Source organism: Duganella sp. Leaf61, from assembly GCF_001421905.1.
GTDB classification, from domain to species: domain Bacteria; phylum Pseudomonadota; class Gammaproteobacteria; order Burkholderiales; family Burkholderiaceae_D; genus Rugamonas; species Rugamonas zoogloeoides.
The window spans coordinates 212,601-236,731 of sequence record NZ_LMLM01000001.1 but is presented as its reverse complement, the minus strand read 5'-3'; the positions used below and the strand labels follow the sequence as shown (position 1 = coordinate 236,731).

The following is a 24,131-nucleotide window of genomic DNA, read 5'->3' as shown; positions in this document are numbered from 1 at the left end:
CAAAAACGTGTAAAGATAGCGTGGGGTAAGCTTGCTTACAATATGGCTGGCGGCGGAGTTTTGCTGCGGTAGTCGCATAAATCGATCTGCATGCAGTTCCAGCACTCTGGTTTACGTGCCTTGCAGGTATAGCGACCATGCAGTATCAGCCAATGATGCGCATCTTGCAAGAATTCTTTAGGAATGAACTTTAACAGCTTTTGCTCGACGATCTCGACATTCTTGCCGGGCGCCAGCCCGGTGCGGTTTGACACGCGGAAGATATGGGTATCGACCGCCATGGTCGGTTCGCCAAACGCCGTATTCATGACCACGTTGGCAGTCTTGCGGCCCACGCCGGGCAGGGCTTCGAGCGACTCGCGGTCGCGCGGCACTTCGCCGCCGTGCAGGTCCACCAGCATCCTGCACGTGGCGATCACGTTCTTGCCCTTGGTTTTATACAGGCCGATGGTCTGGATATAGGTCTTGAGTTCGTCCTCGCCCAGGTCGAGTATCGCCTGCGGCGTGTTGGCCACCGGGTAGAGCTTGCGGGTGGCCTTGTTCACGCCGACGTCGGTGGCCTGCGCCGACAGCAGCACCGCGATCAGCAGTTCGAACGGCGTGGTGTATTCGAGTTCGGTCTTGGGGTGGGGATTGGCGGCGCGGAAGCGCACGAACATTTCGTGGCGTTTGGCTGGATTCATTCAGGCTTGGTTCCGTTCTGGCTGGTTGCTGCAGCTTCGGCTGCCGCAGCTTCGGCTGCCGCAGCATCGGCTGCCGCAGCTTCTTTCTTGGCGCGGGCGCGCTCCATGGCGGCGGCGATGATGGCTTTCTTGCGCGCGAGCGCCTCGGCCGACGCGGCGTCGGCCGGATCGATGGCGTTGACGACCTCCATCTTGCTGTGGGCCTTGGCGGCCAGGCGGTCGTCGTTTTCCCGCTTTTCGCGCTGGAGGCGCACGGTGCGGAAGTCGTGGCGCTCGCGCGCGGCGTCGGCCTCGGGCTGGCCCCAGGCGGCCCAGCCGGTGGTCTCGGTGACCGGGTACATGACGATGCAATCGACCGGGCACGGGTTCACGCACAGGTCGCAGCCGGTGCACAGGTCGGGCACGATGGTGTGCATCAGCTTGGCAGCGCCGACGATGGCGTCCACCGGGCAGGCCTGGATGCACAGGGTGCAGCCGATGCACAGCGACTCGTCGATAAACGCCACCGCGCGCGGGCGCTCGAGGCCGTTGACGGGATTGAGCGGAATGACCTTGCGGCCGGTGACCGCCGACAGCCTGGCGATGCCTTCGGCGCCGCCAGGCGGGCACTGGTTGATCTCGGCCGCGCCGTCCGCTATTGCCTGCGCGTACGGACGGCAGCCATCGAAGCCGCACTTGGTGCATTGCGTTTGCGGCAGGACGTCTTCGATGCGGTCGGCGAGGGGGCGGAGGTCGGACACGGCGGTTTCAAAATCGGTAAAACGCCATTATCCGACATCTGCGCGCCGTTCACCGAAAAAAGCCGGTTTTACTCGTGGCGGATCTGGGGAATGGTGAACACGCCTGCGAGCGACAGCAGTTCGATGCGATGCTGTTCGGCCAATTGGGCCAGGATGGTTTCGCCGTGCGGCAACAGGTGGATTTCCACGCGGCGGCGGTCGGTCTCGCTCACGCGCCGCATGACCAGGCCCATCGCTTCGCAGCGCGTGACCAGCGCCACCACGCCGTGGTGCTTCGCTTGCAGCCGTTCGGCCAGTTCGCCCACCGAGGCCCAGTCGCGGCCCGGGTAGCCCTTGATGTGCAGCAGCAGCAGGTATTGCAGGGGAGTGATGCCTTGCGCTTGCACCACGTCTTCGGAAAAGCGTTCGAAGCGGCGCATCTGGTAACGGAATTCGGACAGCGCGGCAAAGTCCGATTTGTCGAGGGTTTTGGAAGTCATGCCGAAATATATCGCAACGTGATGTATTTGACCGAAAAAATACCCGGCGCTGTTGCAGCGGCGGGTATTTTGCAGACTTAAGCGTGTTGCTTGATAAAATCGGTGATTTTCGGGCAGACCATCTCGCGCCAGCGGCGGCCCGAGAAAATACCGTAGTGGCCGGCGCCCGGCGCCACGAAGTCCTGCTTCATGTCGTCCGGAATATTGCTGCACAGGTCGTGCGCGGCCTGGGTCTGGCCGGCGCCGGAAATGTCGTCCAGCTCGCCTTCGACCGTGAACAGCGCCACCGAGGTGATGTCTTGCGGACGCACCAGCTGGCCGCCCACTTCCCAGGTGCCTCGCGGCAGGGCGAATTCCTGGAACACGGTCTTGATGGTGTCGAGATAGTACTCGGCCGGCATGTCCAGCACGGCATTGTATTCGTCGTAGAACTTGCGGTGCGATTCGGCGGTTTCTTCGTCACCCTTGACCAGGTGGTTGTAGAAGTCGCGGTGGCTCTCGGCGTGGCGGCCCGGGTTCATGGCGATGAAGCCGGCGTGCTGCAGGAAGCCCGGGTACACCTTGCGGCCGAAACCGGGGTAGTTCGGCGGCACCGGGTAAATCACGGTGTTTTCAAACCACGAGAATTTTTTCTCGGTGGCCAGGTTGTTGACGGCCGTGGGCGAACGGCGCGGATCGATCGGGCCGCCCATCATGGTCATGGTTTTCGGCAGTTTAGGGTCGTTGGCGGTTGCCATCAGCGAAATGGCGGCCAATACCGGCACCGTGGGCTGGCACACGGAAATCACGTGCACGTCCGGGCCGAGGTGGCGGATGAAGTCCTGCACATAATAAATGTAATCGTCGAGGCGGAAGGCGCCGTCGGCCAGCGGCACCATGCGGGCGTCGGTCCAGTCCGTGATGAAGACGTCGTGCTCGACCAGTAAGCCGCGCACGGTGTCGCGCAGCAGCGTGGAGTGGTGTCCCGACAGCGGCGCCACCAGCAGCACGGTCGGCTGCGCCAGGTCTGTCACCTGCTGATCGTCCAGGTCCTTGCGGAAGTGGATCACGCGGCAGAACGGTTTGTTGACTGTCACCTGCTCGATGATGCCTACCGGCTCGGGCATACCCTTGACCGGAGACGTGTCGATGCCGAACGCCGGCTTTTCGTAGTCCTTGCCCAGTCGGTACATCAGTTCGTAGCCGGCGGCGATGCGCTGCGCGAACGGCGTGTGCGCCAGCGGCGAGACCGGATTGCTGAAGATTTTGGCGGAGGCATCGGCCCACTGCATCAGTGGCGTGAGCATCGATCGTTGCATTTCGTGCAGTTGGTAGAGCATGGTAGTTGTCCCGGTGTTTTTATGGTGCGTTGCACCAATCCATGCATGATACGCCAATTTAGCGGCGCAAGGCCGCGTAGGGGCTGGTGATCGATGCATTTTGGTGCCTCGGGGAAAAATTACTGATATTGCGCAACAAATCCCGTCTCAAGAATAATACTGCTGCCGCCATAAAAAAAGCAGCGTTTCCGCTGCTTTTATGTAGGACATCTACCTGAGTGTTGTGTTACTGGCGATGCGCTAGTAGCACTTGATCAAGCTTGGGAATATTGAAAAACCGTAGCGAGCGGTTCGTTATCGTCGCGAGTAGCGGAAGCGTACAGCTGTACGCTGAGCAACGGAGCGGCGATAGCGGACCGTGCAGTAGGTTTTTGATGTTCCCTTAATCAAAAACTGGCGTCTCCACGCCCAGCACCTTGTGCAGCTTTGGCGAGGTGGTGGTGTATTGCATGTGGATCTTCTTGTCCGGGAAGATGTACGGCGCGGCGCCAAAGGCGGCCAGCGCGGCTTCGTGGAAGCCCGACAGGATCAGCTTTTTCTTGCCCGGATAGGTGTTGATGTCGCCCACGGCAAAGATGCCCGGCACATTGGTTTCGAACTTCTCGGTATCCTGCACCTTGAGCTGGCGGCGCTCGATGTCCAGGCCCCATTCGGCGATCGGGCCCAGCTTCGGCGACAGGCCGTAGAACACCAGCAGCATGTCCAGAGGCACGCGGCGGGTAACGCCGTCCTGGCCGGTGACCTTCAGTTCGGTCAGCTTGTCGTCCTTGGTCTCGAAACCAGTGGCCTGGCCCACGATCAATTGCATTTCGTAGTCGTCGCACAGTGCTTTCATCTTGGCGACCGAGGCTGGCGCAGCGCGGAAGTCCTCACGGCGGTGCAGCAGCACGACCGATTCGGCCTTGCCGACGAAGTTCAGGGCCCAGTCCAGGGCCGAGTCGCCGCCGCCGCAGATGACCAGGTTCTTGCCTTCGAACTGGGCAGGATCCTTGACCTTGTAGTGCAGTTGCGAACCTTCGAAGACGTCGATGCCGTCCACTTTCAGGGTACGGGCCTGGAACGAACCGACGCCTGCAGCAATGAAGATGGTCTTGGTGATGAACTCGGTACCGGCAGTGGTGGCGACGTCGAAACGGCCGTCGTCGCGGCGTTGAACCTTGACCACTTCCTGGCCCAGGTGGAAGGTCGGCTCGAACGGCTCGATCTGCTTGAGCAGGTTGTCGGTCAGTTCCTGACCGGTGCACGAAGGCACGGCCGGGATGTCGTAGATCGGCTTGTCAGGATACAGTTCGACGCATTGTCCGCCCACCGCGCCCAGCGAATCGATCACATGGGCTTTGATTTCCAGCAGGCCCAGTTCGAAGACCTGGAACAGGCCGACCGGGCCGGCGCCAATGATGACGGCATCGGTTTCGATGACGCCGGTAGGGGTGACAGTGCTATTCATTCGTTTTTCCTGTGATTTCAATAATGGTTAGGCAATACCGACAGCGCGCTGCGCGCTGTCGGTATTGCCCGGCCAGACAGACGTCTTAGCGTACCAGCAGGTGCAGCTTGTCTTTGACGTCCTTGAACTGGTCGGCGTCCGGCAGCGGGGCGACGGTCTTGGTGATCGACGGCCAGTGGCGCGACAGGTCGGCGTTGAGCTTGATGTATTGCTGCTGGTCGCCGGGCACATCTTCTTCGGCGTAAATCGCGTTGACCGGGCACTCGGCCACGCAAACGGCGCAGTCGATGCACTCGTCCGGGTCGATGGCAAGGAAGTTCGGTCCAGAGCGGAAACAATCTACCGGGCAAACATCGACGCAGTCCGTATAACGGCAGCTGATGCAAGATTCGGTGACAACGTGGGTCATAACAGTCCTATCAATGTTGGTGCGCAGTGGCGTCGGCGGCAATGGCGTAGCCGGCTAACCTCGGCAAAGCACTGTATTTTAAGGTAATTCCTTATTTCTCACAAACGGCGCTTATATACAATACATATAAGCAAATGCGCCGTGGCCGGGCGCGGAGCCGCAGCGCGACTCGCGCGCGGACCCATCGGCATCGTTCAGGCAGGCCGGACACTAGCGCCGCAGGGGCGCAACTGGCATGATGCAGCCTTTGTTTTACTTTTAAGGAAGTGCATGGCGGACATCAACATCGTCCAGGAACACCACCTGGCGCCCGAGCAAGCCCGTGCGGCGGCGCAACAAGTTGCGGACAAACTGTCCGAACAATTCGAATTGACGTCGCGCTGGGATGGTGATGTGCTGCGGTTCGAGCGCAGCGGCGTGAATGGCACGCTGAGTTTGCTGCCGAACCAGGCGCAGTTGCATATCGCCCTCGGCTTTCCGATCAGCGCGTTTGCGTCGCAGATCGAGAGCAAGGTAGCGGACAAGATGCGCCGCGTATTTACGGCAGCATAGCAGGAGGCCGGCCCATGGTAGTCCAGGGCCGGCACGGGATTACTTCAGGTCTTCGATCAGGTCGATGTACTGTTGTTTGGCGTCGTCGGCGCTGGTGCCCTTGAGTGCATCCCAGGCGTCGAACTTGGCGCGGCCGACCATGTCGGTAAAGCCGGGACGCTCGCCGGTGGCGTCGCCCACCGACGCCTGCTTGAACAGCGCGTAGATTTTCAGCAGGGTCATATTGTCCGGACGTTCCGGCAGGTTTTTCGAGTCCGCCTGGGCTTGTTCGAATTGTGCTTGTAAGCTCATGTCTTCTCCTGTGTTGGGTGCAATCGTCCATCATACCCGCAGCCCTCGCGAAATCCGCTAGAGGAACCCCTCAAAAACACGCGCTCCAAAGCACAACGGCGGCCATGGCAGGCTGTGCGCCTGGCATGAACCGCCGTGTTACTGGTCGCTGGCTGCACCTGGGCGCCAGCGGTGCTGCAATTACTTGGCTTTTTTGGCCGGGTTGACAGCCGACTTCAGGGTCGCGCCCGCCGAGAATTTCGGGGTTTTCGACGCAGCGATCTTGATCGCTTCGCCGGTAGCTGGATTGCGACCTTTGCGCGCAGCACGCTTGGCAACGGAGAAGGTGCCGAAGCCGGTGATGCCTACCGTGTCGCCTTTTTTCAGACGCTCGGTCACGATGGCGATCAGGGTGTTTACTGCGGTGTTGGCGGCAGCAGCAGACATCTCGGTGCGTTTCGCAAATTCAGCAATCAGTTCGCCTTTTTTCATTACTACCTCCTTGGTTATTAGAGCGCGCAGATTAGCATAAATATTGTCAGATGTAATGGTTTCCGCGTGAAGAGTTTCAAAGTAACCCTTGCTGCACCTGCCGCGCGCCCATTTGCACCGGATGATCCCTTGTAGTTAAAGGGCTTACGCAATCCTGACGGACTCGCATCCTGTTCAAAAAGGTTTATCATGGCACGACTTGCGCAGCGATAATGAGCAGGATGATGAGCTTTTCAGATGACACACTGATTGCCTACGCCGATGGCCAGCTGGACGACGCGACCCGCCGCGCCATCGAGCACGCCATGCAGCGCGACGCCAGCCTGCAATGCCGGGTGGCCACCCTGCGCGTGAAATCCCATGCATACAACGGACCGCAGCCGCGCTACGGTAAAGTGGTACACCTGTCGGCGATCCGGGCCCAGCGCGTGGCCGTGCAGCAGGCTGCGCGCAAGGCGCAAACGCCGCGCTGGCGCTGGCCGGTCTGGATCGCGATCGGCGCCGCGCTGGTCGCCGGCTTGCTGGCGGGGCGCTTTGCGCTGGTGTACTGGCAGCCGGCCTGGCTGGGCGAACCACCGGCCACACCCACCACCATCATCAGCCGCAACGGCATGTTAATCGCCCAGGGCAAGCTCGATCTGGCGCTGAGCCGGCAAATGGGCGGCGCCGCGCCGTCGGAAGGCGATGTGCGGGTGGGCTTGAGTTTTCTGTCGAACCAGGGCGGCTATTGCCGCACCTTTACGCTGGTGGGCCTGAGCCAGGATCTGGTGGGCATGGCCTGCCGCGCCAGCGAGGAGTGGCGGGTGCCAGTAATGGTGCAAAACATGCGTCCCGCGCCACAAATGAGCGCGCAGCGCATGGCAGGCACGGAAATGCCGACAGCAGTGCTCGAAGCGATCGACCAGCGAATAGTGGGGGGAATGATGGATACGCGCGCGGAGCAGGAGGCGTTGCGGCGCAACTGGCAGCGCTGAGGGTAGTGCGCGCGCTGCCAGCGGTACTACTTAACGCGATTAAACGCCCAGCAGTTCGACGTCGAAGATCAGGGTGGCATTCGGTGGAATCACGCCGCCGGCGCCGCGCGAACCGTAGCCCAGTTCCGCTGGAATGATCAGCTGGCGGGCGCCGCCGATTTTCATGCCTTGCACGCCTTCGTCCCAACCACGGATGACCATGCCCGCGCCCAGTGCGAACTCGAACGGGTCGTTGCGGTCTTTGCTCGAATCGAACTTGGCGCCCTTGGTGCCGTCGTCGTTGCGCAGCCAGCCGGTGTAATGCACGGTAACGTTTTGACCGGCCTTGGCTTCAGCGCCGTCGCCAACCGTCAGTTCGATGAATTGCAGGCCGGAGTCGGTAGTGATGGTGGACATAGCTTTTCCTTCTATTGTTGGGAACAAGTCATCAATTGTAGCAGCAGCGACAAGGTGGCGTCGCTCCCGATGCCCTGGCCGGTGTCGCGCGCCAGCCCGCACGGCAGAATAATTGTGAACTTTCCCCCTCGGCACAGCCGGGTTTGCACGTAAAATAAAGTCTTTGCTCCTACAAGCGATTTCTTCATGTTCAGCAGTCTCCGCCGCAATTTCCGCCATATCGTTGTTTCCAGCGTTTGCGCCGTCGCCTTCATCCAGGGCGCCCAGGCCAACGTCGTGGTGGTGCTCAACTCGCGTGATGCGACCGTGCAGTTGCTGGACCAGGCCACGTACCAGAGCTTGTCCACCTTCCCGGTCGGCAAGGAGCCGCACCACCTGATGGCCACGCCCGACAACAAGTCGCTGATCGTGGCCAGCTCGGTCGGTAACGAACTGATCTTCCTCGATCCGAAGTCGGGCCAGATCCAGCGCACTCTCAAGGACATCCTCGACCCGTACCAGATCGGCTTCTCGCCCGACCAGAAATGGTTCGTCTCGAACTCGCTGCGGCTGGACCGGGTGGACATTTACCGCTACAACGGCACTAACCTGACCCTGAACAAGCGCATTGCGCTGGCCAAGCTGCCGAGCCACATGGCGTTCGACAAGGCCAGCACCACTGCCTTCATCACCCAGCAGGGCAGCGACCAGGTCAGCGCCATCGACCTGGTCAGCGGTGCGGTCAAGTGGACCATGTCGGTGGGCAAGCTGCCAGCCGGCATCGCCATGACACCGGACGACAAGTACCTGCTGGTGGGCATCATGGGCAGCGACTACGTGGAAGTGATCGACTGGAAAATCCAAAAGACCGTCAAGCGCATCAAGACCGGCATGGGCGCGCACAACTTCCGCTCGGCCGGCGACGGCCGCTACACCTATGTGTCGAACCGGGTGTCGAACTCGATTAACATCATCGACCAGAAGACGCTGGAAAACGTTGGCCAGATCAACGTACCCGGCGGCCCGGACTGCATGGAAATCACCGACGACGGCAAAACCATGTGGGTGACGCTGCGCTGGATTAAAAAGGTGGCGGTGATCGACCTGAAAACCCGCAAGATCACCAAGCTGATCCCGGTGGGCCGCTCGCCGCACGGCGTATTTTTCATCAATTCCGCCCAGCGCTGATGGACCATCGTACTGCCAGACCGGCGCTGGCGCTGCTGACCGCGCTGGCGGCGCCGGCGCTCGCCGCAACGCCTGCCACGCCGGCAGGCGTTTGCAAGGGCACCATTTATCTCACCTTTGACACCGGCAGCCAGTCGCAGGCCGAGCTGATCGCCGACACCCTCAAGCGCCACCACATCAAGGCCACGTTCTTTCTCGCCAACGAGAAGACCGTGCGCGGCGACTATTCGCTCGACCCGTCGTGGTCGGCGTACTGGAAGGCGCGCGTGGGCGAGGGCCATGCATTCGGTTCGCATACGTTCGACCATGACGTGCTGGCCGGCGAAAAGGATGGCCAGTTCCGCGTCAAGCCCGGCTTCGGTGCGTCGGCCGGCAAGATGCGCAGCCTCACACCAGACCAGTATTGCGACGAGATCAAGCGCGTCGATCGCCGCTTCGCCGAACTGACCGGCGTACACCTCGATCCGCTGTGGCGCGCACCGGCCGGGCGCACGTCGCCGCGCACGGTGGCGGCGGCCAAGGCCTGCGGCTATGCGCACGTGGGCTGGGCGCCGGCCGGCTTCTCGGGCGATGAGCTCTCGAGCACGGCTTATCCAAATCCGGTATTGTTGCAAAAGTCCTTGCGCGACTTGCGCAGCGGCGACATTTTCGTGGCCCACATGGGCATCTGGTCGCGCAAGGAGGCGTGGGCGCCCGCCAACCTGGAGCTGTTGATTAGCGGCCTGGAGCAAAAAGGCTTTTGCTTTGCCACGCTGCGCGAACACCCTGACTATTCTTCACTTTTCAAACCGCGATGATGCAGACAATTTCCGACTGGTTCGGCACCGCCCAGGGGTGGTTGTTCGAAACAGTGATACAGCCGCTGGTATTCCAGCTCGGCTTCGGCGAATACATCGAGGAAGCGTTCGAGGGCACCGAGTGGCTGATGATCGGCGTGCTCGAACTGATCTTGCTGTTCCTGGTGCTGCGGCCGATGGAGGCGCTGATCCCGGTGCACAAGTTCACCGACCCGCGCGCGCGCTGGAACGATTTTATCTACACCGTGTTGCACCGCATCGGCCTGTTCTCGGTGCTGATCTTCTTCACGCTCGACCCGCTGCTCGATTCGCTGGCCGGGCTGCTGCGCTTCGAGAGCTTCCAGCCGCTCAACCTGGAATCGCTGATCCCCAATATCAGTCCGCTCGGCGCCTTCCTGGTGTACTTCGTGGTGCTGGACTTCTTCGATTACTGGTACCACCGCGCCTCGCACCAGTTCAACTGGTGGTGGGCGCTGCACGGCCTGCACCACAGCCAGCAGAACATGAACCTGTGGAGCGACAACCGCAACCACCTGCTCGACGACTTCCTGCGCGACATTTACATGGGCGTGATCGCACTGTGTATCGGCGTGGAGCCGTCGCAGTACGTGATGCTGGTGTCGGTCTCGCGCATCCTGCAAAGTTTGCAGCACGCCAATGTGCGCATCCATTTCGGCTGGCTCGGCGAACGCCTGCTGGTGTCGCCGCGCTACCACCGCATGCACCACGCGATCGGCGTCGGCCACGAATCGCAAGGCGCCGGCACCCTGGGCGGCTGCAATTTTGCCGTGCTGCTGCCGGTGTGGGATATCATTTTCAGGACCGCCAACTTTACGCCCGAATTCGTGACCACCGGCATCCGCGACCAGCTGCCGAAAACGGCAGCGGACGGCACCGTCGTGCCGGGGCGCGAATACGGCAAGGGGTTCTGGTCGCAGCACTGGCTGGCGTTGAAGCGCCTGGTGGAATATGCACGAAAGGATGTGGTGTGATGAGGGCAGCTCGAAAAACCTACTGCGCGTTGCATTGTCGGTCTGCGATGCTCGCTGTGCTCCAGCACAGCTGCGCTTCTCGACCAACACTGCTGCCGCTCGCGACGGTTTTTCGAGGTGCCCATGAGTAACGTGTTACGCGCCTGGGGGCGCGCTTTCCTGTCGCAATGGCACGGCAAGTTGCTGGCGATGAGCCTGGCGCCGTTCCTGCTGGCTGTGGGCGTGTGGGCGGTGTTGCTGTATTTCGGCCTGCAACCGCTGATCGACGCCATGCACGGGTTGTTTGCGGAACATAACCTGTTCACCACGAGCACCAGCTGGCTGCGCTCGCTCGGGCTGGGCACCCTGACAGCCGTGGTGGTGCCGCTGATCTCGATGCTGCTGCTGTTGCCGCTGATGATCATGACCGCGCTGATTTTTATCGGGCTGATCGCCATGCCGGTGATATGCCGCCACGTGGGTCTGCGCCATTATCCGCAGCTCGAGCAGCGCCACGGCGGCACCCTGATCGGCAGCGTGGGAACGGCCGTCGGCGGCATGCTGATCTTTATCGGCCTGTGGCTGCTGACCTTGCCGTTGTACGTATTTCCGCCGCTGGCCGTGCTGGTGCAGGCGATGTTGTGGGGCTGGCTGACCTGCCGCGTAATGGTGTACGACGTGCTGGCCGACTACGCCAGCGCCGAGGAGCGGCGCGCCATCCTGGCCGAACACCGCTGGCGCTTGCTGGTGATCGGCATGGTGTCCGGCGCGGCCGGCGCCTTGCCCGGCGCGATCTGGCTCGGTGGCGTGATGGCGGTGGTATTCTTCCCGTTCCTGGCCGCCGCATCGATCTGGCTGTACGTGCTGGTATTTATCTTTACCGGGTTGTGGTTTGCCTACTATTGCATGGAAGCGCTGGCGCGCCTGCGCGCCAAGGAACCGGCAGTGATTGACCCCACCCCGATTGAACTCTGAGAAAGCGGGATCTTATGGCGATCGGACTTATCATCATCGGCGACGAAATCCTGTCCGGCAGGCGCGTCGATCAGCACTTTTCCAAGGTGGTGCAGTTGCTGGCCGCACGCGGCCTGAAACTCGACTGGGCCGACATCCTCGGCGACGAGCCGGCGCGCATCGTCGCGACGTTGCAACGCACGTTTGCCACCGGCGACATCGTGTTCTGCTGCGGCGGCATCGGCGCCACGCCGGACGACCACACGCGCCAGGCCGCTGCCGACGCGCTGGGTTTGCCGCTGGTGCTGCATGAACAGGGCAAGCGCAACATCGAGCAGCGCATCCTGCAAATGGGAGAGGAGGCCGGCCAGCCGGCCGATTTGAACTCGCCGGAAAACCTGCACCGCCTGAAAATGGCCGAGTTTGCCGAAGGCGCGGACCTGATCCCCAACCCGTACAACAACATCGCCGGCTTCTCGCTGCACCAGCATTATTTTGTGCCGGGCTTCCCGGTCATGGCCTGGCCCATGATCGAATGGGTGTTAGACAACAAGTATGCTAACCTGTTCAACCGCGAACCGCATCTGGAGCAGTCGGTGCTGGTGTACGAGGCGGCCGAGTCGTCGCTGACGCCGCTGATGGTGGCGCTCGAAAAACAGTATGCGCGCGTAAAAGTGTTCAGCCTGCCGAGCGTGGGCGACGCCACCACGCGTCGCCATATCGAGCTGGGCGTGAAGGGCGAACCGGCGCAAACGCTCGAAGCGTTCCAGCAACTGCGCGACGAGTTGACGCGCCTGGGCGTGGAGTTCGCGGCGCAGTAAAGCGCACGCTGCCCAGGCAGCGGCGGATGTCTCTCCCTGGCGGCGTATGGGGGTTGTCGCCGTCGTTGTTTTTTTGCGAAAATGCGCACCGTAAAGCAATTATTCTGCGAACGCACCGGTCTGTACCGTCGCCTTGTGGTGCAATGGTGACTAGCAGTCTTTACTGAACAGCTGACCGGTTTGTCTCATATGTTAAGCAATCGTCGTTACCGCCGGCCCTTGGTGCGTGCAGCGCGCAAATTGCGCGCAGGCGCGGCAGTCCTGGGATTTCGACGCAAGCGTCACCTTCAAGTCGTTCCCCCCATGCCCATAGAAGATTCCGAAGCGCATCTCGCGCCGGCGCAGCCTGACGCGCCACCGTCCGAACCACCCAAGAAGAGCAAGCGCACGCGCAACGCCTTCATCCTCGTGCTGCTGGTCGGCGCCTCGTTTGCCGTGTACCTCGGCGTGCAGGAAAGCCGCACGTCCGCCATGCAGGCGCGCATTTTCACTGACTTGGCCGGCAAGATGACCTGGAAGGTCCAGCCGGGCCTGAGCAAGGCTATCCGGTTCCCGCACGATAGCCCGTACGACGAGCGCCTCGGCTACTCCAACCTGCCCGATTACATCGGCCGCCTGAGCGCGCGCGAGTACCAGGTCGGCGCGCAGTCGCGCATGTCGCCCAAGATGCTGGAACTGGCCGAGCGCGGCATCTTCCCGGTGTACCACGAGAAAACCAAGACCGGCCTGACGATTTACGATTGCCGTGCCCAGCAGCTGTACGCCACTAACTACCCGGAACGCATCTACGGCAAGTTCGAGCAGGCGCCGATGGTGCTGATCAGCTCACTGCTGTACATCGAAAACCGCGAACTGCTCGACAATACCTACCCGAAACGTAACCCGGCCGTGGAATGGGACCGGCTGGCCAAGGCCGTGCTCGAGAAAAGCATGAGCGCGCTGGGCGCCGGCCACCGCGCCGCCGGCGGCAGTACGCTGGCCACGCAAATCGAGAAATACCGCCATTCGCCGGAAGGGCGTACCGGATCCATGACCGACAAGCTGCAGCAGATGATCTCCGCCAGCCTGCGCTCGTACCAGGACGGCCCGGACACCACCCGTGCGCGCCGCCGCATCGTCATCGAGTACCTGAACACGGTGCCGCTGTCGGCCAAGCCCGGCTACGGTGAAGTCAACGGCGTCGGCGATGGCATGTGGGTGTGGTATGGCCGTGGTTTCGACGAGTTCAACCGCATCATGGCGCGCGATCTGGAAAAACCCGATGCCGATACCGCGCTGGTGTACAAGGAAGCGCTGAGCCTGATGATCGCGCAGCGCCGCCCCAGCTATTACCTCGGTGACGGCGCCGAAGACCTCGACCAGCTGGCCGATGCCCACCTGCGCATCCTGGCCAAGGACGGCGTGATCACGGCGGCCATGCGCGACATGGCCTTGAAACAAAAACTGCACCCGGCCAAGGGTAACGGCCTGCAAGCGGCGCCGCCGATGACGTTCGTCTCGCGCAAGGCCACCAACGCCATCCGCAACCACCTGGCCAACCTGCTGGGCGACAACCGGATGTACAACCTCGACCGCCTGGACCTGGACGTGACCAGCACGCTGGACGCGCAGGCGCAAACGGCCGTCACGCAAGTGCTCAATGACCTGCGCGACCCCGAGCGCGCCAAGGCTGCCGGCCTGACCGGCAAGGGCATGCTCGGCAATGGCGACCCGGCCAACGTGGTGTACAGCTTTACCTTGCTGGAAAAGGGCAAGGATACCAACTTCCTGCGCCTGCAAACCGACAACTACGACCAGCCGCTCGACATCAACGAAGGCGCCAAGCTGGACCTGGGCTCCACGGCCAAGCTGCGCACGCTGGTCAGCTATCTCGACATCATGGACCAGCTGCACAAGAAATACGCGGGCATGAGTGCGGGCGAGCTGGGCAAGGTGGTAGTCGATCCGCAGGACAAGCTGTCGCTGTGGGCGCTCGATTACTTCAAGGGCTTGCCGGTGGGCGGCGAGGCGCGGGCGTTGACCCCCATGCTGCACGCGGCGATGGAGCGCAAGTATTCGGGCAACCCGGGCGAGGGCTTCTTCACCGGCGGCGGCCTGCATTACTTCGGCAACTTCTCCAAGGAAGACAACGGCAAAATCCTGACCGTGACCGAGGCGCTGCGCCGCTCGACCAACCTGGTGTTCGTGCGCCTGATGCGCGACGTCGCCAAGTTCTACATGTTCCAGACGCCGGGTTCGTCCGCCTCGCTGCTGGCCGACGCCGACGATCCGCGCCGCGCCCAGTACCTGGCGCGCTTTGCGGACAAGGAAGGCAAGGAGTTCCTGGCGCGCTTCTGGGCCAAGTACAAGGGCAAGCCGGTCTCCGAGTTCGACAACATCATGCTGGCCAACCTGCGCCGCACGCCGGTGCGCCTGGCCGTGATCCACCGTACCGTGTATCCGAAAGCGACCCAGCAGGAGTTCGCGTCGTTCCTGCGCGCCAACCTGTCGTCGCAAAACGAGGTGTCGGACGAGAAAGTCGCCAAGCTGTACGACCAGTATGCGATGGACCAGTGGTCGCTGGCCGATCGCGGCTACCTGGCCAGCGTGCATCCGCTGGAACTGTGGATGGTGGCTTACCTGCACGCCAATCCGGGCGCCACCCTGACACAGATGAATGCGGCCAGCGAGAAAGAGCGCCAGGACGTGTACCAGTGGCTGCTGAAAACCAAGCGCAAGCACGCCCAGGATCGCCGCATCGCCGGCCTGCTGGAAGTCGAAGGCTTCATGGAAGTGCACAAGCAGTGGAAGAAGATGGGTTATCCGTTCGATTCGCTGGTGCCGTCGTACGCCACCACGCTGGGCGCGTCGGCCGACCGGCCGGCTGCGCTGGCCGAGCTGATGGGCATCATCGTCAACGGCGGCGTGCGCAAGACCAGCCAGCGCGTGACGACTTTGCACTTCGCCAAGAACACGCCGTATGACACCACCGTCACCCGCGCCAAGCCAGTCAATAACGAGCAGGTGCTGGCGCCGGAAGTGGCGCAGGTGGTGGCCGAAGCGATCCGGGGCGTGGTGTCGGACGGTACCGCCAAGCGCGCACGCGGGGCATTCACGACCTCGGACGGCACCTTGCTGCCGGTGGGCGGCAAGACCGGGACCGGCGACCAGCGTTTCGACGTGTATGGCGGCGGCGGACGGCTGATCGAGTCGCGCTATGTGAACCGGTCGGCGACGTTCGTGTTCAATATCGGCGAGCGCTTCTTTGGCAGCATGACCGCGTATGTGCACGGGCCGGAGTCGAAAAACTACGACTTCACCAGCGCGCTGCCGGTACAGTTGCTGGTGGTGCTGGCGCCGCATTTGATGCCGCTGATCGATCCGCACCCGGTCGTCAAGCCGGCGGTGGTGCCGCCGGTGGTGCCGGGCACGGCGCCGGAAGTGGCGGCGACGCAGCCCAAGCCGGTAGTCGCCGCTCCGCTGCGCGCCTGCGGCGGCTGACAAGGGACATGCGCTCGGTTTCACTTGCATACGGCGCCAATTGTTGGCACTGTAGCACCCCATGAAACCGATGCGCCACCACATGTCCAAAATCCTCAAGTTCACGCAGTTCTCCTTGCGTGACTTGTTCGCGTCCACCTTGCCCACCGTGCTGCTGATCGTCGGCGTCTGCCTGTTCGCTTACTGGCTGGTCGATCCGGCGCCGCCGCGCACGGTGCGGCTCGGTACCGGCCAGGAAAACAGCGCCTACGAAGAATTCGGCAAGAAATACGCGGCCATGCTGGCCAAGCACGGCGTCACGGTCACGCTGGTGCCGTCGGCCGGGTCCGGTGAAAACCTGCACAACCTGCGCGACGGCAAGGTCGATATCGCCTTCGTGCAAAGCGGCAGCACCAATGAAGAAACGGCCGACCGCGAGGAGCTGACCTCGCTGGGCAGCCTGTTTGTCGAACCGCTGTGGCTGTTCCTGCGCGAACCGAAAGATAAAAAACCGATCACCCAGCTGAGCCAGCTGCGCGGCATGAAGATCAATTTCGGCCCCAAGGGCGCCGGCGCGCCGCGCCTGCTGCACCAGGTACTGGAATTGAACGGCCTGGAAACGGGCGACGTCCAGCGCCTCTCGCTGGCCAACACGCCAGCCGTGGTGGAGTTGCTGGAAGGGCGCATCGACGGCCTGGTCTTTACTTCCGCGCCGGAAGCGCCGCTGATCCAGATGCTGCTGCAAACGCCGGGCATCCAGTTGTTCGACTTTACCCAGGCCGAGGCTTATGCGCGCAAGCTGCCGTTCCTCACGCATGTGACGCTGCCGCAGGGCATCGTCGATCTCGGTCGCGACATTCCGGCACGCGAGTACAGCCTGATCGCGCCGACCGCCACGCTGGTGGCGCGCGAGGATATGCATCCGGCGCTGATCGACCTGTTCGTGCAGGGCGCCAGCAGCATCCACAACGGCGCCGGCTGGTTCCAGCAGCAGGGGCAGTTCCCGTCGGCCAAGTACACCGAGATTCCGGTCGATGCCGAGGCGGCCAAGTTCTACAAGAACGGGCCGCCGCTGCTGCAACGGTATATGCCGTTCTGGGCCGCCAACTTCCTCGACCGCATGTGGGTGGTGATGCTGGCGCTGAGCGCGCTGATCCTGCCGCTATCGAAGATCGTGCCGCCGCTGTACGTGTGGCGCATCCGTTCGCGCGTGTACAAGTGGTATGGACAGCTGCGCACGGTGGAGCAGAAGGTGGAAGAAGCGCCGGAAGGGGCGCGCATGCAGGTGTACGAAGAGCAGTTGCGGCGCCTGGACGAGATCGAGGAGCTGGTCAACCAGATCTCGATCCCGCTGTCGTTTGCGGACGGCCTGTATGGCTTGCGCTCCCACATACAGTTCGTGCGCAAGCGCATTCAGTTCCTGATGGCGGAAGGGGCGGAGGCGCTGCCCGCATAGCGGCGCCTGACATAGCCTTCAAAGCAAGGCGCAGCGACGAAGACAGTACGAACGTACGGCGAGGAGCTGCAACGCAGCTCTGGAGGTTGTGTCAGGCGCCGGTCCAGGGCAAGCCGGCCTTGCACCATCCGTTGATATTCTTGCGATGGGTGGCATCATCCTTGTCGCCCTCGAACCCTTCGAGGATATCGAAACAGTGCTGGTAACCGTGTTCGGATGCCAGCTTGGCTGCACCACGCGAGCGCACGCCGGAGCGGCACAGGAACAGCAATACCTGGTCCTTGCGCGCCACCGAGTTTAATTGCTCGATAAATTCGTGGTTGGCATTGCCGCCCGGGTAAGTCGTCCACTGCACCGCACCATGTTGGGCCTCGGGGATTTTCACGCGGCCCACCCAGTCGCGCTCCGCGTTGGTGCGCACGTCCACCAGCTTGACAGCATTGTCGAGCCCCAGCAGCTCGAACGCTTCCTCGGGCGTGACCGCGCCAGCGTAGGCCCAGTCCTTGTTGCGGCCGCGCGCCGTCGCCAGAATCTCATCAATTTTGCTCATGTCATGTTCCAGTAGAGGTTTCAGATTATTATAAGCGTCCTGTGTGGCCGAAGACGGTGCGCACCAAAACGAGGCATTTTCACGAGAAATTCCAAAATTGCACAAATTAAGTGCGGTTTTTTGAAAATGCACCGCAATGGTGCTGCCTTGATCGTCATCAAATTTGAGCTGTGCCATCGTGCGCCCAATTTTGGACGCACTTGGCGGCAAGTTCAAGGACGCTATCAACATAACCTTATGAGATTGTTATGCAATCGCAGGGGCGAATCGGCTGGCATGGATACTGCTTAGTGTAGGTGCACCAGTTCCGCAAATTATCTTAGGAGAGACGCATGGCAATGACAGCCGCAGAAGTTCTGAAAATGGTCCAGGAAAACGAAGTGAAATTCGTTGATTTCCGTTTCGCTGATACCCGTGGTAAAGAACAGCACGTTACCGTGCCAGTGTCGCACTTCGACATCGACAAGTTCGAATCGGGTCACGCATTCGACGGTTCCTCGATCGCCGGCTGGAAGGGTATTGAAGCATCGGACATGATCCTGATGCCTGATCCAAACACCGCGAACATCGATCCCTTCATGGAAGAGACCACGCTGTTCATGCAATGCGACGTGATCGAGCCTGCCGACGGCAAAGGCTACGACCGCGACCCACGCTCCATCGCCAAGCGCGCTGAAGCCTACCTGAAATCGTCGGGCCTGGGCGACACCGCCTACTTCGGTCCCGAGCCAGAATTCTTCATCTTCGACAGCGTCCGCTGGAAAATCGACATGTCGGGTTGCTTCGTCAAGATCGACTCCGACGAAGCGTCGTGGACCACCGGCGAAAAAATCGAAGGCGGCAACAGCGGCCATCGTCCAACCGTCAAGGGCGGCTACTTCCCGGTTCCTCCAGTGGACAGCTTCCAGGACATGCGTTCGGAAATGTGCCTGATCCTCGAATCGCTGGGCATCCCGGTCGAAGTGCACCACCACGAAGTGGCTGGCGCTGGCCAGAACGAAATCGGCACCAAGTTCTCGACCCTGGTCGAGCGCGCCGACTGGACCCAAAACCTGAAATACGTGGTCTGGAACGTGGCCCACAGCTACGGCAAGACCGCGACCTTCATGCCAAAACCTATCGTTGGCGACAACGGTTCGGGCATGCACGTGCACCAGTCGATCTGGAAAGACGGCGTCAACCTGTTCGCTGGCGACGGCTATGCCGGCCTGTCCGATACCGCGCTGTTCTACATCGGCGGCATCATCAAGCACGCCAAGGCACTGAACGCGATCACCAATCCAGGCACCAACTCGTACAAACGCCTGGTGCCAGGTTTCGAAGCCCCGGTCAAACTGGCGTACTCGGCTAAAAACCGTTCGGCATCGATCCGTATCCCGCACGTGGCCAATCCAAAAGGCCGTCGTATCGAGACCCGTTTCCCGGATCCACTGGCCAACGTGTACCTGTGCTTTGCCGCGCTGCTGATGGCTGGCCTGGACGGTATCCAGAACAAGATCCACCCGGGCGAAGCAGCGTCGAAAGACCTGTACCACCTGCCGCCGGAAGAAGACGCACTGATCCCGACCGTGTGCGCTTCGCTGGAAGAAGCACTGGAAAACCTGGACAAGGACCGCGAATTCCTGACCCGTGGCGGCGTGTTCTCCGACTCGATGATCGATGCCTACATCGAACTGAAAATGCAGGACGTTCAGCGCATGCGCATGACGACCCACCCTGCAGAGTTCGACATGTACTACTCGCTGTAATTGCAGTCTGCCAGGCGCCGGCCGGTCCGGCGCTAGTCATAAAAACGCGGGGAAGGCGAAGGCTTTCCCCGCGTTTTTGTTTGGGGTGTTGTATAGTCGCGTGGACCCACCCATCCACGGAATGACGAATGATTTTGAGTTTGCAACGCGGCGCGTTGGCTTGCATGCTGGCGCTGGTGAGCGCGACGGCTGCCGCCCAGGGCGTGATCTACAAGTGCACGCCGCCAGGCGGCAGCGTCGAGTACACGGATATCAAGCGCGGCAACTACTGCACGGCGATGGACTTGCCGGGTACGGTGATCGCCGCGCCGCCACGGCGGGCTGCGCCGGCACGCTCGCCCGCGCAGGCAGGGCAGCCCGCAGCTGTTGCCACGGTGCCCGGTGCTGCGCCTGCGGCCTTTCCGCGCGTGGACAATGCCGAGCAGCGCGCGCGCGATGCCGACCGCCGCGCCATCCTCGAAGACGAGCTCAAAAGCGAGCAGCAAAAACTGGCCGAGTTGCGCCTTGAATACAACAACGGCACGCCCGAACGGCGCGGCGACGAGCGCAACTATGCCAAGTACCAGGAACGCACGGCCACGCTGCGCGACAGCGTGGGCCGCGCCGAAAAAAACGTCGAAGCCCTGAAACGTGAAATCGCCAATATTCGCTAACCTGCTTTCCCCATGAGTCCCCGATGAGCCCTGTCAACGCACTGAATCACCCTGCACGCCCGGCCATGCTGGCCGGCCTGGAATTGCTGGCCTCCGCCGTCGTCATGCTCGATGCCGACGGCCATATCGCCTACGCCAATGCGGCAGCCGAAAATCTGCTGGCCAGCTCGCTCAAAGCGATGTCGCGCCAAAAGCTCAGCGCCCAGTTCATCAATCCCGACGAGCTCGACCACATCTGCGCCCAGGCGCGCGAGCACAAGTTTTCCGACCTGCGCCAGGATCTGACGCTCGAGCGCGCCGGCCGCGATCCGCTGCACGTGCACAGCATCGTCTCGGCGCTCGACGAACCGCCCGGCCACATCCTGATCGAGCTGCGCGAACACTTGCAGCATTTAAAACTCGACCGCGAGGAACGCATCCTCGACCAGAGCCAGGTGAACAAGGAGCTGATCCGCAACCTGGCCCACGAAATCAAGAATCCGCTCGGCGGCATTCGCGGCGCCGCGCAGTTGCTGGAGATGGAGCTGCCGGCGCTGCACGCGGTGCAATTGCGCGAATACACGCAGGTGATCATCAAGGAAGCGGACCGCCTGCAGACGCTGGTGGACCGCCTGCTGGCGCCGCACCGTCGGCCGCACATCGTGGGCGACGTCAACATCCACGAAGTGCTGGAACGCGTGCGCAGCCTGATGCTGGCCGAGTTCCCGTCCGGCCTGACGATTTTGCGCGATTACGACGCGTCGATTCCCGAGTTCCGGGGCGACAAGGAGCAGCTGATCCAGACCGTCTTGAACATCGCCCACAATGCCGCGCAAGCGCTGGCCGCGCAGATGGAAGAGGGAACAGCGCAGATTATTTTGAAGACCCGGGTGGCGCGCCAGGTGACGTTGGCCAAGGTACGGTACGGGCTGGCATTAGACTTGCATATCATCGACAATGGGCCGGGCATCGCACCCCAGATCCGTGACCGTATTTTCTACCCGCTGGTGTCGGGCAGGGAAGGCGGCAGCGGACTGGGACTGACATTGGCGCAAACCTTCGTGCAACAGCACATGGGCGTGATCGAATGCGACAGCCGGCCTGGATACACGGATTTCCGCATCCTGCTGCCATTGCCATAAGTGGTGGCAGACAGGTGCGACTTCCCTCGATAGACGATCCACGCGGGAAATACACAACACATGAAGCCAATCTGGATAGTAGACGACGACGAATCGATCCGCTGGGTACTGGAAAAAGCGCTGGCCCGGGAGAACCTGGCCACGAAGAGTTTTGCCAATGCGCGCGATGCCATCGCCGCGCTCGAATACGAGACGCCGCAAGTGCTGGTGTCCGACATCCGCATGCCGGGCGATTCCGGCCTCGACCTGCTGCAACTGGTGAAGTCACGCTTCCCCGGCCTGCCGGTCATCATCATCACGGCGTTTTCCGACCTCGATTCGGCAGTGGCGGCCTTCCAGGGCGGCGCCTTCGAATACCTGGCCAAGCCGTTCGACATCGACAAGGCCGTCGAACTGATACGCCGTGCGCTTGACGAGAGCCTGCGCGAGACCAGTGTCGAATCGGGCCCGGCGGAAACCCCGGAAATTCTCGGCCAGGCGCCGGCGATGCAGGAAGTCTTCCGCGCCATCGGCCGCCTGTCGCAATCGAATGTCACGGTACTCATTACCGGTGAATCGGGTTCCGGCAAAGAGCTGGTGGCACGTGCGCTGCACAAGCACAGCCCGCGCGCGGCGCAGCCGTTCATCGCGCTCAATACGGCGGCGATTCCGAAAGACTTGCTCGAATCCGAACTGTTCGGCCACGAACGCGGCGCCTTCACCGGCGCCCAGACCACCCGGCGCGGCCGCTTCGAGCAGGCCGAAAACGGCACCCTGTTTTTGGATGAGATCGGCGACATGCCGTTCGACCTGCAAACCCGCTTGCTGCGCGTGCTGTCCGACGGCCATTTCTACCGCGTCGGCGGCCACCAGCCGATCAAGGCCAATGTGCGGGTAATTACCGCCACCCACCAGAATCTCGAACAGCGCGTGCGCGAAGGCCTGTTCCGCGAGGACTTGTACCACCGCCTCAACGTGATCCGCCTGCGCCTGCCCAGTTTGAGGGAACGGCGCGAAGACATCCCCATTTTGGTGCGCCACTTCCTGGTGCAGAGCGCCAAGCAGCTGGGCGTGGAAGCGAAGCGCATGAGCGACGCCGCGTTGACCTTCCTGTGCGGCCTGGAATTGCCGGGCAATGTGCGCCAGCTGGAAAACCTGTGCAACTGGATCACCGTGATGGCGCCGGGCCAGACCGTCGAGGTCAAGGACTTGCCGCTGGAGCTGACCCAGGAGCAGCCGGCCGCCGGTGGCAGCGGCGGACAGTCGTCGCTGACGGAAGGTTATAGCGCGGTCCAGCACCACGGCACCGTGATGCCGATTGCCACGCAGGACGCGCCAGCATCGGCCCAGGCCTCGGCTGCGCCGGCCACCCCGGAAGCCTGGTTGAATCTGCTGGAAATGCAGGCGGCGTCCATGCTCAGCGGCGGTCAGCAGGAAGTGATGGCGGTACTGGGCCGGCAGTTCGAGTCGGCCCTGATCCGCACCGCGCTCAAGCACACCCACGGCCGCAAGAACGACGCGGCGGTACGCCTGGGCATCGGCCGCAACACCATCACCCGCAAGATCGCCGAACTGGGCATCGACGGCGCCAAGGACGACTGACGCCACATTCATTGCCGGCAGTACCGTTGTACAAGTTTCAGGTAAGCTCTTGGCTGCAAAGCCAGGGGCTTTATTTTTTATGGAATGTGTATGCTGCTTAATTGTGTCGCCTACGAGGATGGGCAAAAACTGGCCGATATCCCGGTCGAAGAAATCAGTGATTACATGGAGAAGCCCGAGACCTTCGTCTGGGTGGCGCTGCACGAGGCTACCCCCGAAGAGCTCACGACCATGCAGCATGAATTCGGCCTGCACGAACTGGCCGTGGAAGACGCCAGCCGCGGCCACCAGCGCCCCAAGATCGAGGAATACGGCGACTCGCTGTTCGTGGTGGTAAAAACCGTTGAATGCCGCGATGGCGACGTGGTGCTGGGCGAGGTCGATATTTTCGTCGGCCAGAACTACGTGCTGTCCTCGCGCGACGGCCAGAGCACCAAGGGTTTCCTCGGCGTACGTGCGCGCGCCGAACGCGAGCCGCACATGTTGCGCAAGGGCCCGGCCTTCGTGCTGTACGCGCTGATGGACGCGATCGTCGATCGCTACTTCCCGGTGCTGGAAATGCTGGAAACCGAGCTGGAAAAGATCGAAGAGCTGATCTTCAGCCAGGGCAAGCAGCGCGACAATATCGAGCGCCTGTATGAACTCAAGGGCAAGGTCACCACCGTGCGCCACGCCGTGGTGCCGATGATGGAAGCGGTAGGGCGCCTGTACGGCGGCCGGGTGCCGTCGATGTGCCTGGACACCCAGGATTACTTCCGCGACGTCCACGACCACCTGCACCGCATCAGCGCCGCGCTCGACACCATCCGCGACACCATCGCTACCGCAATCCAGGTCAACCTGTCGATGACGGCAATCGAAGAGAGCGAAGTGAACAAGCGGCTGGCGGCGTGGGCGGCGATTTTCGCCATCGTTACCGCGTTTGCCGGTGTGTGGGGGATGAACTTCAAGTTCATGCCCGAGCTGGAGTGGAAGTATGGTTACCCGATGGCGCTGTCCATCATGATCTTCGTGTGCTGGATCTTGCACCGGCGGTTCAAGCGGGCCGGGTGGTTGTAACCGCTGTCTCAATAAAAAAATCCCCGGGTCGCA

General features: G+C 61.9%; 24 protein-coding genes. 14 read left to right on the top strand and 10 right to left on the bottom strand.

All coding sequences use genetic code 11. The annotated features are described in order from the left end of the window. Window positions 1–35 precede the first annotated feature (35 nt). The 6 genes from nth to fdxA form a co-directional block, all read right to left on the bottom strand. A complete protein-coding gene (gene nth / locus ASF04_RS00980; protein WP_056137515.1) occupies window positions 36–683 on the bottom strand; it encodes an endonuclease III in 648 nt (215 codons plus the stop codon). Further along, a complete protein-coding gene (gene rsxB, locus ASF04_RS00975) occupies window positions 680–1,423 on the bottom strand; it encodes an electron transport complex subunit RsxB (protein ID WP_056137514.1) in 744 nt (247 codons plus the stop codon). Before rsxB ends, nth begins: the two co-directional genes overlap by 4 nt. A gap of 68 nt (window positions 1,424–1,491) precedes the next feature. Continuing rightward, window positions 1,492–1,902, bottom strand: a complete 411-nt coding sequence (locus ASF04_RS00970) for a MarR family winged helix-turn-helix transcriptional regulator (RefSeq protein WP_056137513.1) — start codon at window positions 1,900–1,902, stop codon at window positions 1,492–1,494. Between the two features lie 77 nt (window positions 1,903–1,979). Further along, the gene (locus ASF04_RS00965) at window positions 1,980–3,221 is read right to left on the bottom strand and encodes a polyhydroxyalkanoate depolymerase (RefSeq protein WP_056137512.1); all 1,242 of its coding nucleotides are present in this window, start codon (window positions 3,219–3,221) and stop codon (window positions 1,980–1,982) included. A 382-nt stretch (window positions 3,222–3,603) separates the two neighbouring features. Beyond that, the gene (locus ASF04_RS00960) at window positions 3,604–4,668 is read right to left on the bottom strand and encodes an NAD(P)/FAD-dependent oxidoreductase (RefSeq protein ID WP_019921565.1); all 1,065 of its coding nucleotides are present in this window, start codon (window positions 4,666–4,668) and stop codon (window positions 3,604–3,606) included. A gap of 85 nt (window positions 4,669–4,753) precedes the next feature. Beyond that, on the bottom strand, window positions 4,754–5,077 hold the full coding sequence (gene fdxA, locus ASF04_RS00955; RefSeq protein ID WP_056137511.1) for a ferredoxin FdxA: 324 nt from the start codon (window positions 5,075–5,077) through the stop codon (window positions 4,754–4,756). Between the two features lie 270 nt (window positions 5,078–5,347). Between fdxA and ASF04_RS00950 the strand changes: the two genes are divergently transcribed. Next, window positions 5,348–5,629, top strand: a complete 282-nt coding sequence (locus tag ASF04_RS00950; RefSeq protein ID WP_056137510.1) for a polyhydroxyalkanoic acid system family protein — start codon at window positions 5,348–5,350, stop codon at window positions 5,627–5,629. Window positions 5,630–5,668: 39 nt separating this feature from the next. Here the strand turns inward: ASF04_RS00950 and ASF04_RS00945 are convergent, their stop codons facing one another. Next, a complete protein-coding gene (locus tag ASF04_RS00945; protein ID WP_019921568.1) occupies window positions 5,669–5,920 on the bottom strand; it encodes an acyl-CoA-binding protein in 252 nt (83 codons plus the stop codon). A 180-nt stretch (window positions 5,921–6,100) separates the two neighbouring features. Continuing rightward, complete coding sequence (locus ASF04_RS00940; protein WP_019921569.1) at window positions 6,101–6,391, bottom strand: HU family DNA-binding protein; 291 nt, start codon at window positions 6,389–6,391, stop codon at window positions 6,101–6,103. Between the two features lie 224 nt (window positions 6,392–6,615). Between ASF04_RS00940 and ASF04_RS00935 the strand changes: the two genes are divergently transcribed. Continuing rightward, entirely contained in the window at window positions 6,616–7,365 is a 750-nt protein-coding gene (locus ASF04_RS00935) for a hypothetical protein (RefSeq protein ID WP_056137509.1), read from the top strand. A gap of 39 nt (window positions 7,366–7,404) precedes the next feature. Here ASF04_RS00935 and ASF04_RS00930 read toward each other — a convergent pair whose 3' ends face one another. Next, window positions 7,405–7,761: an FKBP-type peptidyl-prolyl cis-trans isomerase gene (locus ASF04_RS00930; protein WP_019921571.1), complete on the bottom strand. Its 357-nt coding sequence runs from the start codon at window positions 7,759–7,761 to the stop codon at window positions 7,405–7,407. A gap of 186 nt (window positions 7,762–7,947) precedes the next feature. Between ASF04_RS00930 and ASF04_RS00925 the strand changes: the two genes are divergently transcribed. From ASF04_RS00925 to ASF04_RS00895, 7 genes are all read left to right on the top strand, one after another. After that, window positions 7,948–8,928, top strand: a complete 981-nt coding sequence (locus ASF04_RS00925) for a cytochrome D1 domain-containing protein (protein ID WP_056137508.1) — start codon at window positions 7,948–7,950, stop codon at window positions 8,926–8,928. Continuing rightward, window positions 8,928–9,725, top strand: coding sequence for a polysaccharide deacetylase family protein (locus ASF04_RS00920; protein WP_056137507.1), 798 nt, complete (start codon window positions 8,928–8,930; stop codon window positions 9,723–9,725). The genes ASF04_RS00925 and ASF04_RS00920 overlap by 1 nt, the downstream gene beginning before the upstream one ends. Then, on the top strand, window positions 9,722–10,717 hold the full coding sequence (locus ASF04_RS00915; protein ID WP_056137506.1) for a sterol desaturase family protein: 996 nt from the start codon (window positions 9,722–9,724) through the stop codon (window positions 10,715–10,717). Before ASF04_RS00920 ends, ASF04_RS00915 begins: the two co-directional genes overlap by 4 nt. A gap of 123 nt (window positions 10,718–10,840) precedes the next feature. Beyond that, a complete protein-coding gene (locus tag ASF04_RS00910; RefSeq protein WP_056137505.1) occupies window positions 10,841–11,671 on the top strand; it encodes an EI24 domain-containing protein in 831 nt (276 codons plus the stop codon). 14 nt (window positions 11,672–11,685) lie between these two features. Next, window positions 11,686–12,471 (top strand): molybdopterin-binding protein, encoded by a 786-nt coding sequence (locus ASF04_RS00905; RefSeq protein WP_056137504.1) that lies wholly within the window; start codon window positions 11,686–11,688, stop codon window positions 12,469–12,471. A gap of 303 nt (window positions 12,472–12,774) precedes the next feature. Further along, window positions 12,775–15,951, top strand: a complete 3,177-nt coding sequence (locus tag ASF04_RS00900; RefSeq protein WP_056137503.1) for a transglycosylase domain-containing protein — start codon at window positions 12,775–12,777, stop codon at window positions 15,949–15,951. A gap of 82 nt (window positions 15,952–16,033) precedes the next feature. Continuing rightward, window positions 16,034–17,386 (top strand): TAXI family TRAP transporter solute-binding subunit, encoded by a 1,353-nt coding sequence (locus ASF04_RS00895; RefSeq protein WP_056138355.1) that lies wholly within the window; start codon window positions 16,034–16,036, stop codon window positions 17,384–17,386. A gap of 91 nt (window positions 17,387–17,477) precedes the next feature. Here ASF04_RS00895 and ASF04_RS00890 read toward each other — a convergent pair whose 3' ends face one another. After that, window positions 17,478–17,936: a rhodanese-like domain-containing protein gene (locus ASF04_RS00890; protein ID WP_056137502.1), complete on the bottom strand. Its 459-nt coding sequence runs from the start codon at window positions 17,934–17,936 to the stop codon at window positions 17,478–17,480. Window positions 17,937–18,268: 332 nt separating this feature from the next. On the opposite strand from ASF04_RS00890, the gene glnA reads away from it, so the two are divergent. The 5 genes from glnA (at window position 18,269) to corA (ending at window position 24,098) form a co-directional block, all read left to right on the top strand. Beyond that, window positions 18,269–19,684, top strand: a complete 1,416-nt coding sequence (gene glnA, locus ASF04_RS00885) for a type I glutamate--ammonia ligase (RefSeq protein ID WP_019921580.1) — start codon at window positions 18,269–18,271, stop codon at window positions 19,682–19,684. Between the two features lie 128 nt (window positions 19,685–19,812). Further along, the gene (locus tag ASF04_RS00880; protein ID WP_056137501.1) at window positions 19,813–20,337 is read left to right on the top strand and encodes a hypothetical protein; all 525 of its coding nucleotides are present in this window, start codon (window positions 19,813–19,815) and stop codon (window positions 20,335–20,337) included. Between the two features lie 23 nt (window positions 20,338–20,360). Further along, on the top strand, window positions 20,361–21,458 hold the full coding sequence (gene glnL, locus ASF04_RS00875; protein ID WP_056137500.1) for a nitrogen regulation protein NR(II): 1,098 nt from the start codon (window positions 20,361–20,363) through the stop codon (window positions 21,456–21,458). A gap of 60 nt (window positions 21,459–21,518) precedes the next feature. Next, window positions 21,519–23,039, top strand: coding sequence for a nitrogen regulation protein NR(I) (gene ntrC, locus ASF04_RS00870; protein ID WP_056137499.1), 1,521 nt, complete (start codon window positions 21,519–21,521; stop codon window positions 23,037–23,039). Window positions 23,040–23,129: 90 nt separating this feature from the next. After that, entirely contained in the window at window positions 23,130–24,098 is a 969-nt protein-coding gene (corA, locus tag ASF04_RS00865; RefSeq protein ID WP_056137498.1) for a magnesium/cobalt transporter CorA, read from the top strand. Window positions 24,099–24,131: the final 33 nt, after the last annotated feature.

Coding starts and splice junctions, on each gene's coding strand:
- ntrC (WP_056137499.1), top strand. CDS start 21,519: ATGAAGCCAATCTGGATAGTAGACGACGACGAATCGATCCGCTGGGTA.
- nth (WP_056137515.1), bottom strand. CDS start 683: ATGAATCCAGCCAAACGCCACGAAATGTTCGTGCGCTTCCGCGCCGCC.
- ASF04_RS00905 (WP_056137504.1), top strand. CDS start 11,686: ATGGCGATCGGACTTATCATCATCGGCGACGAAATCCTGTCCGGCAGG.
- ASF04_RS00920 (WP_056137507.1), top strand. CDS start 8,928: ATGGACCATCGTACTGCCAGACCGGCGCTGGCGCTGCTGACCGCGCTG.
- corA (WP_056137498.1), top strand. CDS start 23,130: ATGCTGCTTAATTGTGTCGCCTACGAGGATGGGCAAAAACTGGCCGAT.
- ASF04_RS00900 (WP_056137503.1), top strand. CDS start 12,775: ATGCCCATAGAAGATTCCGAAGCGCATCTCGCGCCGGCGCAGCCTGAC.
- ASF04_RS00890 (WP_056137502.1), bottom strand. CDS start 17,936: ATGAGCAAAATTGATGAGATTCTGGCGACGGCGCGCGGCCGCAACAAG.
- ASF04_RS00965 (WP_056137512.1), bottom strand. CDS start 3,221: ATGCTCTACCAACTGCACGAAATGCAACGATCGATGCTCACGCCACTG.
- glnA (WP_019921580.1), top strand. CDS start 18,269: ATGGCAATGACAGCCGCAGAAGTTCTGAAAATGGTCCAGGAAAACGAA.
- ASF04_RS00950 (WP_056137510.1), top strand. CDS start 5,348: ATGGCGGACATCAACATCGTCCAGGAACACCACCTGGCGCCCGAGCAA.
- ASF04_RS00960 (WP_019921565.1), bottom strand. CDS start 4,668: ATGAATAGCACTGTCACCCCTACCGGCGTCATCGAAACCGATGCCGTC.
- ASF04_RS00895 (WP_056138355.1), top strand. CDS start 16,034: ATGTCCAAAATCCTCAAGTTCACGCAGTTCTCCTTGCGTGACTTGTTC.
- ASF04_RS00880 (WP_056137501.1), top strand. CDS start 19,813: ATGATTTTGAGTTTGCAACGCGGCGCGTTGGCTTGCATGCTGGCGCTG.
- ASF04_RS00925 (WP_056137508.1), top strand. CDS start 7,948: ATGTTCAGCAGTCTCCGCCGCAATTTCCGCCATATCGTTGTTTCCAGC.
- ASF04_RS00930 (WP_019921571.1), bottom strand. CDS start 7,761: ATGTCCACCATCACTACCGACTCCGGCCTGCAATTCATCGAACTGACG.
- glnL (WP_056137500.1), top strand. CDS start 20,361: ATGAGCCCTGTCAACGCACTGAATCACCCTGCACGCCCGGCCATGCTG.
- ASF04_RS00915 (WP_056137506.1), top strand. CDS start 9,722: ATGATGCAGACAATTTCCGACTGGTTCGGCACCGCCCAGGGGTGGTTG.
- fdxA (WP_056137511.1), bottom strand. CDS start 5,077: ATGACCCACGTTGTCACCGAATCTTGCATCAGCTGCCGTTATACGGAC.
- ASF04_RS00910 (WP_056137505.1), top strand. CDS start 10,841: ATGAGTAACGTGTTACGCGCCTGGGGGCGCGCTTTCCTGTCGCAATGG.
- ASF04_RS00945 (WP_019921568.1), bottom strand. CDS start 5,920: ATGAGCTTACAAGCACAATTCGAACAAGCCCAGGCGGACTCGAAAAAC.
- ASF04_RS00935 (WP_056137509.1), top strand. CDS start 6,616: ATGAGCTTTTCAGATGACACACTGATTGCCTACGCCGATGGCCAGCTG.
- ASF04_RS00970 (WP_056137513.1), bottom strand. CDS start 1,902: ATGACTTCCAAAACCCTCGACAAATCGGACTTTGCCGCGCTGTCCGAA.
- ASF04_RS00940 (WP_019921569.1), bottom strand. CDS start 6,391: ATGAAAAAAGGCGAACTGATTGCTGAATTTGCGAAACGCACCGAGATG.